We start from the raw sequence: 12,557 nt of genomic DNA, 5'->3' as shown, positions 1-12,557 counted from the left end.
CATACTCACAGAGGTGATGTAAAAGTTTCGGGATCACATGACACGCTTGACCGCAATACCGTGTTTTCCTCTCAGTTCGTCGTCGCCCTGCCCGCGAATTGCAGACGTTGCTCGCGTGTGTTCAACTCCTCCTGGCGCAGCCAGCGATAGACTGTGGACCGGCTCACGCTGATTGCCGGTTCGATTCGCACTTCAAGAAACTTTTGGATCATCGTCGGACCATAGTGCGGATGTTCGCTGACGATTTGACGGATAAGAGCCGAACGATCACCATCAAATTGCATGCGCTGCGTTGTTTGTAATTTTCGAATCGGCTGGGGCCCGTTGCGAAAGGCTTGTTTGCTGTGCTGGTCGATATGAGCAAACGCCGGAGCAGTTGCGGGCGTCTCGCCGGGACGTTGCCGTGGCGCAGCGGGATTCACAGACACATTCTGCCGCTGAGACAACTCTTGTCGTGAACCGTTCTCAGGTGCGGACTCTGCTTTTGCCGTTGGCTTTTTTTGCGCCGCTGCCCAAGCAGTCATATAATCTTTCAGCCTGACTTCCTGTGTTGCTGCCTGTTTCACGGCAGCAGAATTATCTGCTCCGCCGCCGAAACTCTTGCCGGCGCCAGGATCTGGGCTTGAATACCCGCTGGAGGCCTCTCTGTTCTCATCCAAAAATGTTGGCGTTTTTTCAACATAGCCGGAGTCATCCCGCCAATTCACCTCTTCCATTTCATATTCTTCCGGCAGAGTATCTATTTCATCAAGAATCCAGGGATCATTGATATCTTGTGACGCAAAGTCATCGTAGAATTGTTCCGTCTGCGCAGAGGCGCCCGAAACTTGCTCTGGATCAACAGCATCGAAAGAATCTCGCGCAACGGCATGCGGCGAAACGTTCGAGGGCGGGGATTCACTTTCATCTTCAGAAAGATCGCCTGCCCACAAGGAGGTCTCGCTTGGTTCATTCGAATCTTCGTACACTCCAGACGCGCGGTGATCCAACGGGACATCTTCATTTTCATACGATGATTCATCCGATTCAAAATGTGGCGCCTCAAATTCCTTCGGTGTTGTCGTGGCCTTATTTTCAAACGAAGCGGCATCGCCGCTGCCGTATGGAGACCAGTTAAAAAACTCATCAGCAACTGAGCTTAACAGGTCCGGCTCTGCGGTTGCAGTAGGCAAAGAAAACGGCTCTTCATCGACAAGCGGCTCAGGCGCCGTCGCCTCCGAAAACGGCAGAGAGGAATGTTGTTCAACGCCGCCGGTATAAGTCTCCTCATGACTTGCGACGGCATTCTGATGATCATGCTCCAGTTCATGCGGCAACCTCGAAGAATCAAACAAGTCAGGATCCGGGGCGGCATGCTCCACAGGCAAAAACCCTGCACCGGCCCCAGCAAAAAAATCTTGCTGCGGCGCGCGCTCCGTTGCTGCATCGAAGGAAAGAATGGCGTCATCAACGGTATCGTAAGCGTTGATGAAGCTGTCCAATTCCAACAACAGGAAAACATCAAGCACATCCGGATTCATGCCTGCCAAACGAATGTCGCCGCCATTATCACGCACACGGCGCAGCTCGGCGGTAAACGCGCCCCAACCGGCCGACGAAATGAATTCCACACTGGTGAGATCCACGACGATGCGATAGTGGTTGCGCGACAACAAGTAGGCAAGCACTTTTTCAAATTCATCCAAGCTCGAAGCGTCAAAGACCTTCATGAGGCGGACGATATGAATGCCTTCTTCCGTCACTTCGACTGCTTCGATCAATCGCCTCTTCGCTGACAAGCCGCTATCCTTTCAATAATAAACATTCAAATCGTTTCTTCTTTTTGCTGCCAGTATGCGGGCTAAGGAAGCGCCGGCCACACGAACTTCTGGATCGCTGCCCTCTTCAGCGATCTCACCTTCTTAGAACGGCCGCTTGGCCTTGCCGGGCTCGGCAAATTGAATTTTGGGAATTACGCCGAGCACTGTGACGCCCAACAACGTTTCAACATCATCAACAGATTTAAAGGAATGATCAAAAAATTCCAACAGGTATACAGCGCCAACTCCGAATCCCAGGCCGCCAAAAATCGCAATCAAGAGAATCTGTGTTTCATTCTGAGGGATCGGCGCCAACGGCCGGTTTGCCGGGCTGATAATGCGAAAAAGTTCGTCTGCGCTGCTGGATTGCAAATCCTGGCCGAGCTTGGAGCGCACCGTTTGATTCTGAAAGGCATAAAGTTTGGCAGCCAGATCATCGACCTGCTTCTGCGCTTCGACGAGATCCATCTCCAAACCCGGCTGCCGGCCCAAGCTGTCGCGATACTCCGCTAAAAAACCATCGAGCATCTTTTTTTCTTGCTGGAGCAAGTCCAAATCAAGCTGCGCCACTTGCAACTGGGTAGCCAGTTCGACTTCTTGTGATTTCATTCCCGCCGACCTGCCTGCCGCATGCTTAGCAACTGCCTCGCGATATTGATCGCGCAGCGCCGCAATATCCTGATTCACGCTGATGACATTCGCGTCCCGCCAATCGAATTGCGCCATCACGGTCGCCAGCGCTTCGGCTTTTTGCAGCATGCGGCGGCGCAGCGCTTCGGTTTTGGGGTCGTCCCAAACAATGGCGCTGGCAGCGGAACTGCTCAACTTCGTTTGCAGCCCGGACACCAAATCTTGCTGCCGGCCAATATCAACTTTCAAAGCACTTAAAACCGTATTTGCCTGGGCCTCATTGTTGGCATTCACCACCAACTTCTTGGATTGCTCATACGTCGAACGTTCTTTCAAGCGGCGCAAACGTTCGAGCGCGCCTTCGTATTGCTGACGAAAACGTTCTTCGTGTTCCTTGCTGAAGCCGATGGCGATCTGCGCGTTGCGCGATTCTTTGGCAAGATTTTGTTCGATGAAAACATCGGCCAGGGTCTTGACAATCATGTAAGCCTTGTCCGGATCCGAATTATCAAAGGAAATGCGCATGGAACTGCCGCGCCGCGCAAATACGACCCGGTCCGTGGTGAAGCGTTTCGCCAGCCAATCAATTTGCAGGCGGCGAATGATTGACTCCTGGCTTTCATCAGGATGTTCGAGCTGGAGTTTTTTTGCCGCCTCCAGCATGCCCTGGCTCGGCTTCAGTTGAACGCGATCCACCACCGCTCCCAAGACTTCGACGGATACCAACTGCGCGAGAATATCTTCGGAGAGGTTTCGCATTTGTACCGGCCTTCTCTCGCGAGAGCCGTCCACAAAATCTCCCATCTGCGGCGACAAAGCCGCAACATTACCGATCTGAATCACGGTTTCAGACCGGTAAACTTTGGGCAGATTCGAGATGTTGTAATACGCGCCAAGCAACGCCACAATGGGAGGAATGATAAGAAACCATTTGCGCCGACGCGCGAGTTGCAGCAGGCTGCGTGGATCAATTTTTCCGCCGGTCGTCATAGCTCAATTCTAGTTGTTGTTATTCTGTCCAAGTAATGTGTTCAACACAAAATAAGAGGTGAGTAATGAAACCGTACCGGTAATGACCTGGCCGAGCGTATTTGCAAATAAGAACGCCCCATAATTTGGGCGGCTGGGGATGTAAATCGTATCGCCCGGGCGCACGAGCAGCGGCAAGGGCGCGGCCTGTTTGGTGTAATCCTTGATGTTGATCACATACACAACCGGGGCATCTGCGCCGCGGCTGATGAGGCGCACGCGCGTCAAGTCCGGTTCAATCGGCGCACGGTTGTTGCCGCCGCCGTTTTGCTGCAACACCGGTCCGCCGGCGCGAATGATCGCTTGCAACACGTCCAGGTCTTTTTCATACGGATACATGCCGGGCTGCACGACGAGTCCGAAGACATATATCGCGTTTTGGGGATCAATGAGCGCGCCGCCTTGCAACCCGCCGCCTTCCGCAATAGCCCCGCCGGCGCCCATAGCCGGCGCGACACTTGGAACCGACACATAATCGCCCGGGCCTAATTTCGGCAGATTCTTCACATTGCCGGATTCGAACGCGCTGGCAACGTCGATCGTTTCAATATTCCCGCTCGCCTCGCCGCCGCGAAAAATTTTCACCCGACTCAATTGCGCCACCGGCGAGGGGCCGCCGGCCTCGAGGATGGCCTCCCACAAATTCGGGAGGTTTTGAAACGTATACTTTCCGGGCCGGACCACTGCACCGGCAATGAAAATGGCGCGATTGCCGTATTCGATCACGGTAATGTTCGCTTGCGAGATTTTCTTATTATAAACCGAGATCTTTTCGACGATGAACCGGCTTAACTCGTCAATTGTTTTATCGACCGCTTCAATGCGGCCGATCAGCGGCAAATCGATTTTGCCTTCCGTGTCAATGCGCGCTTGCGTATTCAGCGTGGGTTCTTGCCAAAAGGTAACTTGAAGAAAATCGCCTCTCTCAAGCTTGTAATCCTGCGCCTGGGCCCTCGAGGTAAAACCAATCACACTGACAAAAAGAAGCAACCACAACGGTTGCCGAAAGTTATTCATGCCGTTTTCGCTCCTTCGAAAAAAATAGCCGTGACCGCATAGTTATAATCAGCGGCAGCAGTCCGTTGCTGGGCGGCGTCAAATGGAATTGCATGAAACATGATTTCACGGACGAATCCTTGCTTTAACCTCGTTGCTGCCCGAGGAGAGATTGCCACGATCATACACAAAAACCCGATAGTAATACGTTTTTGTCGCAAGCAAACCCGTATCGGTAAACGTGGTGGTAACCGGGTTTGTGTTGATGATATAAACCAACACATCAATATCGTTGCCTTGCGTATCTTTGCCGCGGGTACCGTTCGTCACGCCGGGCGTTTCAGAACGAAAGATGCGATAGGACGCGAAATCCGCATCCAGGCTTTGCGACCACGACAGCCGCAACGACGAGGTGTCAATGATGGCCGGCTGCGCCAAGGTCACCGGGAACGGCGGCGTGTTCTGCGCCGTGGTGACTGATTCAATATTGCTGCCGGTCGCGTTGCGGCCCTGGTCATAAACATAAACGCGATAGTAATATGTCGTCGCCGCATTCAAGCCCTGATCGGTAAAAACATTGCTCGCAATATTCACAACGGAGGCCACCAGGGTCGAGAGCGAATCAACGCGCGGCGTGGCGGAGCGGTAAATGCGATAACTGGCGAAATCACGATCGCTGCTTTGCGACCAGGTAAGCTGCACTTGATTCGTGCCGTCGCCGACCAATAACGGCGTGTTCAGCGTTACCGCCGAGGGCGGAACATCCGGGCTGATTTTGCCTTCCACTTCATTGCTCGGCGTGCTGCTCAAACCCGCCACATCATTCACGACAACTTGATAATAGTACGTGACGCCCGGCTGCAGATTGGCATCATTGTAAGATGTCGTTTGCTGCACCGTGACATGGTCGATCAAGGAGCTGGCGTTGGGGTTAAAATTTTTGGTGCGGCTGCGGTAAATCGCGTAATTGGAGAAATCAGCCTCTTGAGATACGCTCCACGTTAACCGCAAAATGTTGCCCTGGCTGCCGGTTGTGGCCGGCGCGAATAGAAATACGGGATCGGGCGCCTTGAGGATCGTCACCTGCGTTGCCGCCGTGAATGCAGTTGCGACGTTGCCGACGCGATCGGTGAAACGGCCGCGGATTTTCGCCTGGGCGATTTCAATGTCGCCGGGGATGCGGAAGTCACCTTCGTAAATGCCGTCATTTGCGACTTTGTCGTTGTTGGTGCCGTCGTCGAATAACAAAATATCCTGTACGGCATTGACAATATCGATCACCGCGCGCCCATCCGGCTCATTCGCGGTCAACCTGAAATGAATGGTCTCGCCGCTTTGCTTGGCCACGCCGCCGGTATTCTCGGTCACATTCGTGATCAGAGCTGTGGTATCCAGGATGATCGGATCGCTGGCAAGGGCGTTGCTTTCGCTGCCGTCGCGATCGCGCAGCTTGACATAAACAATCTTCTGGCCATCGCCCGGCGTCAACGTCCAATTTACGGTTGCTTGAAACGGCTGCCAGGAAATGCGCGAGAATGAGGTATCATTGCTCACTTTCATCAACACTGTGGTGGAGGGCGCGGTGAGATTGAGCGTAATCGTCGTGTTCCTCGTGGCCGTCACACCGCCGGCAATGCGAATGCCGAACACGTTCGGCTTGCCGGAGATTTCCGTGGAACGCGGCCCTTCGTAGCCCTTCGTCGATACCGCGCTGATCTGATAAAAATAAGTCACGCCGTTTTTGACCGTCCGGTCAACATACGTCTGCGCGCGTGTCGTGTCGAGCAAGATGAAACGCCGCTCGCCGGGGTTAGACGAAGCCAGGGCGACTTGTGAGCTGTCAAACCGGTAGATTCGAAAACTTTTCACTCTGGCGAGATTGGTGAGGCGCCAGGCTAAACTGATTTGGCGATCGCCCAACGCGATTGTAAGATCCGTCGGGGCCACCGGGAAATCACCGGCATTGTCCGGCCCGGTTGGCTTTTTGGAACATGATCCCAGCATCAAACCCGACAAGATGATGGCGGCGCACAGGGAGGTTTTGATCATCGCGTGCATGCGCAGAACGATTCCTTGCAATCTCATGGTATCCTACCTTGACGAGTACGTCTTGTCACTGAATATCAGAATTGGGCACGAACGCCCACCTGGGCAGATTGATCGGTGAAATCCGTGGGCGGGCTAACGGTCAGGCTAACATCCAAACCATTTCGATGGTAGGAGGGAAAAAATGCAATGACATCGATCAGGTTGTAAATATAGATACTGGCCGTGATGATCGCCCACCGTTGCCGCGTTTCATAGCGACGGTCCAAGCGCGCTTGCGCCGCATCCAGACGCGTTCGCTGGTTGGCGTCGTTTTGAAAGGCCGTCAATGCCGCGTTAAAGTCATCGACGCTGTCGCGATAGCGCAATTCCTCTATGAAAAACACGCCCAACGAGGTGAATTGCATGGCGCCGATGACCAACCCCTTGACCCGCTGATCGCTATAGGCCTGGCCCATGCCGGGAACGACGGCCGAGCGCAGCAGCGCTTTTAAGCGCGTTTTCGGCGAGAGTTTGATTGAGATTTTCTCCGCGCCTCGCCCGTTGAAAAAATAATCCGCCGACCAATCCTCATAGCCGCGCAATTTGGTTTTGATCTCATAATTGCCGCGCAAAAAATAGGTGACGGTGTAAGGCGCGCGTCCCGCCAGGCCGTACTCGCCTTCCAAGAATACAATAGCACCCGTGGGCCGGGTCAAAATCTGGGTGCGGGCGAAGTTTTCCGGCTTAGTTTCTGCCGGCTCCGCCACCTCTTCCGTTTGCGCCTGACTGCGATCAATACCGGCTAGCATTAACAGCATTAGCAGCGTTGTTATCCCTAGCCTGCGACTCAACACGCGAGACGGCAAGCCCATGCTAGCGAACATTTTGTTGAACCTCCATGCTCAGAATCAATCAGCTTCTTCCTTGCCGCGTATAATCATCCACAGCGTTTTCCACAGCAGCACAATATCCTGCTTCAGATTATGGTTTTTAACATACATCAAATCGTATCGCACTTTCTCGCGCACATCGTCAATGGTTTCATCATAGCCACAATAAATCTGTGCGTTGCCGGTCATGCCCGGTTTCACTTCCAGGCGTTCGGTGTAATCCGGCACCTGCGTCACCAAATTCGGAATGATTTGGGGCCGCTCGGGGCGCGGGCCGACCATGCTCATATCGCCCAGCAACACGTTGAGAAACTGTGGAATCTCGTCGACATGCGTGAAGCGCAAAATACGGCCGACGCGCGTGATGCGCGGATCATTTTTTTGCGCCCAAACCGCTCCGCTATGCTTTTCCGCATCCTGCCGCATCGTACGGAATTTGTATACCGTAAACGGGCGGCCGAACAAATTCGTCCTGCGGCGGTCGCCGGCGCGGCGATCGTGAGTGACGGCAATTGCAACTTGCCGGCGCTCCCGCCGGCGCAGATTAACGCCCACGCGCTGCTGTCCGTAGAATATTCCACCTTTCGAATCCAGGCGAATCAATAGCGGCACGATAAAAAAGAGTATTGACGACATGATAAAACCCAGGACGGCCATGCTGAAATCAAACAAACGCTTGCCGAACTGTTCCCACCAATTGATGCCGGAAAACGGCGCCGTGATCTTCTTCACCAGCTTTTCCGGAACACACAAAATCACCAGCAAAGAGCTGAATAAAAAAAACGGTGCAATGATGACGTTTCCCACGAACCTCTTCATATAAGGCGGCGAATACGTTCGCGCGCCAAGATAGCCGTCTTGCGTATGAGTCTTTTTGGGCATGACCAAGTTCTCGCCATGACGTAACATCTGATCATAGCGATGATAAGCCTGGTCCCGGCGAGACGAGGTGGATGTACCGTTGGTCGGCCCTGCGGCAAGCGGCATTTCTGTGACAGGATGACCAACCAATGTCGCCTCTGGCATCGAAGCTATCTCCCTTTGTTACAGTCGGTGAACCCAGCTAAATTAATTCCACATAGAGGTCGAAGGTACAGCCGTACATTTTATCTAAACGCTAGAATTCGCTTAATCTTGTTATAATATGAGCAACCGATTTTCAGTCGGTCCAAAAGGTTTTGTTCGGCTTGATTGTTCCGTTAACCGCTCATTCGTGATCGGCGCGCGCAGTTATATGACGACTGGCGCCAATCTTCATGGCTAAATATAGAAATCAATGGTAACGGATGCGTAGAATCAGCCGCCTTAAAGTGCGTAGGCATCCCGTGGAAGTGAAATGAGCGGCAAATTTGCTTGCGCTGGTTCACTACCAGCGCACAGGCCCCCACTATGCCAGCTCATCCTCATTCGTGGTAACGCTCGATTCCAACAAGTGCGGCGTCTCTTTCATGCCCGCCGGGCCGCGAGGAGCACCGTTTGATTTCTTCCGTTTGAAGGACTTGGCCGAGAGCTGAAACTTATTGAGCAGGGCATAGACGGTATAGCGGCTGATGCGGGCGGCGCGTGCGACCATGGAAATGTTGCCGGAATATTTAGCAAGCTGCTGCCCCAAATATTCACGCTCGAACGTTTTGATCCAATGCTTCTTGGCCTCTAAGAAGGGATACTCGAGCAATTGCTCGCCAGGCACAGCCTGAGACCCAACCGAGAGTGAGGAGAGTGTGTCCGTGCCTTGCGCTTCCGACTTCAAAAAAGCCAGAATGGTCGTGACGATTTCCGCCATGGCAAGAAGCGCGGAAAGCTCGGCGTCGGTAAAATGTTTGGGCTGGTCAAACGCGAGATACAAAAATCCCAGCAAGGGGCTTTGCCCGTTTTCCGATTCGGTCGCCGGCTGATGCAGGTCAAATCTTAAAATCGGCTGCGCTGCCTGAAAAGCCTCAGCAATCGTTTGCAACCGATTCTCCTCGTGCACCAGAGGCGCAGGCGACTCATCGCCCTGCTCATCATGCCCCGCGGTTGGCGCGGCCACTTGCGGACGATGATTGTACTGCATGATCGGCACAATCGCCATGCCGGCGGCTGCTTGATCATCCGACACGAGAGTATTGAAGGCTTGTTTGCCGTCATACGCCGAATGCGACTCCAGGCCGGCAAACAGCGAGAGACCGCAGTAAGAAGCACCAAAGGTGCTGGTGAACTTTTTGCAGAGACGCGTGACGGTCTCTTGTGTGTGTGTGCGAGATAGAGACATGAGAGTAACTTAAATTCGAGATGCAATATCCAGTTCTTACTCAACATCAGATATATACATTCATGCGGAGGGAATGCGTACTAATCACGCGAGGCGATTTTGAGGCAGGAAGAAAAGAGTCGGGAAAAATGTGGCGGATTTTAAATGTAATACCAACTCGTAACAACTCTGGGACAAGCGCCGGTTACATCCATAGAACGAAACAACTAATACAATGATGATTTTGCCCTAAAGCTTCCTTTAGTTGATTTAGTTGTAAGTCCGGTCAAACATGTCTGGCATTCCTTGCAGCGTCACACTTCCTGAAACATAATTTTACCACGGCGGAATTCTTGAAAATGTAGGGCAGCCCTGCGCAAGCGGCTGCCCCGATCCGCCCTCCTCCTATTATAGACGAAAGCCAAGAGAGAAGCGATGGGTCTCGCCCAGGATGCCGAATTCCTGAAAGGCGTAATCAATCATTAAATTGTAAGTCGTGATTGGCAGATTTAATCCGCCGCCCGCCGTGAACGATTCTTCATCATAATTGAATTTGTAGCCGCCGCGCACATAAATCTTGTTTGACAGGCTATACTCCGCGCCCAAATTGACGCGTTCGTCGGCGTCCGTCGGATGAACGAAATCCGAAGCCAGCAGCAATGTGCCGGATTCATTTTTGAAAACTTCATACGAAAGCCCGACGCGAAAATTCAGCGGCAGCGGCCATTCATCAACACTCAAGTTGCCGCTCGGCGTATTATTGCCTTCGAGCGTCGGCGCGACATCAACATCGCGCACAGTGAAATCGCGGCCGGAAAGTGACATCTTGCCGCCGAAATTCGTCATGGCCATGCCGATTCTTATGCCTTTGATGCCGGTGTCGTAAAGACTGCCGATATCGATCGCCACCGCGCTCGCCGAAGAATTGAACAAGCCTTCGCGAATATATTTGCCGGTGACGCCGACGGAAAAGCGATCCGATAAAGCGCGGCTATACGTCAAGCCGAGCGCGACGCTGGTCGCCGACCACGTGCCGCTAATCTCGCCGTCCGGATCTTCAATCGTAGTGCGGCGCGCCTCGCCGGCGTTCAACACCGCCGCGCTGAAGCCAAGATTGCCGCTGCTCAACGGCACAACCAGGCCGGCATAATCGAAGGTGATGTCGAGCAGATAATCCATGTGCGTCAAATGCACTTCGAGATTCTTAAGATTGCCCACGCCGCCCGGATTCCAAAAAAGCGCCGAGGCATCGTTCGCGATGGCGGCATACGACTCGCCCATCGCGCTGGCGCGCCCGCCAACCGCCATTTTCAAAAACTGGGCCACACGTGTGCCGTTATTATTAAAGCCTTCTGTCGGAGTGGCAAATTGCGCCAGTGAAAGCGCTGGCAGGCAGACGCCGATCATCGCCACCATCGAGAATACAAAATTCTTTTTCATCATCATCTCCTTTGCAAATTTTCAAAGGGCTTTCCGGCAAAGGCGCTTGCCATTTGCCTTTTGCGCTTTGCTTTATCTCATGATGGCCAGTTTGCCCATGTTCGTGCCAGCCGGCGAGTCGATATGATACAGATAAACGCCATACGCCACTTCGCTGCCGAACTCCGTTTTCAAATCCCACTTGGCGAACTCACGATTATCCGTGGCGCGATTATGCTTGATGGTTTTGACCAACTCACCGGTAAGCGTAAAAACCTTGATGGTGCATTCCGCCGGCAGCCGGGTGAAGTGAATCTCATGGCGATCGGCGACGGTATCGAATCCTGACGTCACAATAAAAGGATTCGGCACGACTCGAATCTTCGCCAGGTCGCGCTTCGCTTGCTCGGCGTCAATCACCTCCGCGGCAGTGCTGAATTGATACTTATCCGCAGCCGTGATCGGTTTATTTGTTACGAGTCTGTATTCGGTGCCGGCGACGTAATCGCCAATGAATCCAAACCGATAAAAATACGTGTTGGCTTCCCAACCGCCGGTGCCCTGGTAAGGAGTATCGCCAATCGCGATGCGTTCGGCAACATCATACGCGCCATCCGAGTCGCCCTCGCCTTCGCGTGTATCGAGAATCTCGACGGTAAGCGTGTCGCCCGTGGTCAAATCGATTATGATAAACGGAGCGGCCACCGGCTCACCCGTGTCCCAATCGGCATAAAGATATTGAAAGCTTGCCGAATCTTCCGGATTCTGCACGAATTTAAACAAAAAATCGTGATCGTTGGGATCCCACGGCTCGGAAACATCGGGATCAACGGCCAGCTCTTCGCCGGCAACCTGAACGGTTTGCACAGAATTATCGTAGTTGATATTGAATTCGACATCGGTAACGATTACGCGCAAACCGTCAAACATTTTGGCGTTGTCGAATGCCGGATCATAAAATGGCTGGCCGTCCAGCACGTTCACGCCGTTGCGGAGATTCGTTACGGTGTAGGTTTTGTCGGTGTCGGTGACCGTAAAGCTGATTTCATAACGATCGCCGGTCATCTTGCGCGGATCGATGATTTGCAATTCAAAACCGGCAATATCGGCGCTGCCGGCTACATGATCAAAAACCGTATCGACTTTCGCCTGCACCAAGCCAGCGGCAGGCGCTTGCGGAACCACCGACACCGTCTGGTCATCGCTGAATGCTTCCGCAATCGTGTTTGCTTGATTTTCATTGGTCGGCAAGTTGATTTCCGGATCAGGGCGATCGTAAGCTGTAACGGTGTACCAATATTCATAACCGTTGATCAGTTTATCCGGATCTTTCCAAACATGTTTTAAGCCGGTGTTCGCGCCGGGATCGATTTTCTTCTGTTCGATGCGGAAAATCTCGCCGGCGTTGACCGTGCCATCTTTGGTCGAATCGGCAAAATTATCCATGATTTGCACAAAAATGCCATCGAGATGGATGTAATAACCCGAGCTATAACGACCAGTGTATTCATCAAGCGGGGGTTGCACGGCGAAGCT

8 protein-coding genes are annotated in these 12,557 nt (G+C 53.0%); all 8 read right to left on the bottom strand.

The annotated features are described in order from the left end of the window. Window positions 1-71: 71 nt before the first annotated feature. Window positions 72-1,778: an anti-sigma factor antagonist gene (locus tag FBQ85_09265; protein ID MDL1875336.1), complete on the bottom strand. Its 1,707-nt coding sequence runs from the start codon at window positions 1,776-1,778 to the stop codon at window positions 72-74. A gap of 123 nt (window positions 1,779-1,901) precedes the next feature. Beyond that, on the bottom strand, window positions 1,902-3,419 hold the full coding sequence (locus FBQ85_09260; protein MDL1875335.1) for a hypothetical protein: 1,518 nt from the start codon (window positions 3,417-3,419) through the stop codon (window positions 1,902-1,904). A gap of 9 nt (window positions 3,420-3,428) precedes the next feature. Then, entirely contained in the window at window positions 3,429-4,475 is a 1,047-nt protein-coding gene (locus FBQ85_09255; protein MDL1875334.1) for a polysaccharide export protein, read from the bottom strand. A gap of 105 nt (window positions 4,476-4,580) precedes the next feature. Beyond that, the gene (locus tag FBQ85_09250) at window positions 4,581-6,539 is read right to left on the bottom strand and encodes a hypothetical protein (protein ID MDL1875333.1); all 1,959 of its coding nucleotides are present in this window, start codon (window positions 6,537-6,539) and stop codon (window positions 4,581-4,583) included. 38 nt (window positions 6,540-6,577) lie between these two features. After that, window positions 6,578-7,366, bottom strand: a complete 789-nt coding sequence (locus FBQ85_09245; GenBank protein ID MDL1875332.1) for a PEGA domain-containing protein — start codon at window positions 7,364-7,366, stop codon at window positions 6,578-6,580. 24 nt (window positions 7,367-7,390) lie between these two features. Next, window positions 7,391-8,398 (bottom strand): hypothetical protein, encoded by a 1,008-nt coding sequence (locus FBQ85_09240; protein ID MDL1875331.1) that lies wholly within the window; start codon window positions 8,396-8,398, stop codon window positions 7,391-7,393. Between the two features lie 361 nt (window positions 8,399-8,759). Further along, entirely contained in the window at window positions 8,760-9,623 is an 864-nt protein-coding gene (locus FBQ85_09235) for a hypothetical protein (protein MDL1875330.1), read from the bottom strand. Between the two features lie 387 nt (window positions 9,624-10,010). Continuing rightward, the gene (locus FBQ85_09230) at window positions 10,011-11,048 is read right to left on the bottom strand and encodes a PorV/PorQ family protein (GenBank protein MDL1875329.1); all 1,038 of its coding nucleotides are present in this window, start codon (window positions 11,046-11,048) and stop codon (window positions 10,011-10,013) included. Window positions 11,049-12,557 lie beyond the last annotated feature (1,509 nt).

The organism is Cytophagia bacterium CHB2, from assembly GCA_030263535.1.
Lineage (GTDB): Bacteria > Zhuqueibacterota > Zhuqueibacteria > Zhuqueibacterales > Zhuqueibacteraceae > Coneutiohabitans.
The sequence above is the reverse complement of the archived record's forward strand: the minus strand, read 5'-3'. Positions and strand labels throughout refer to the sequence as shown.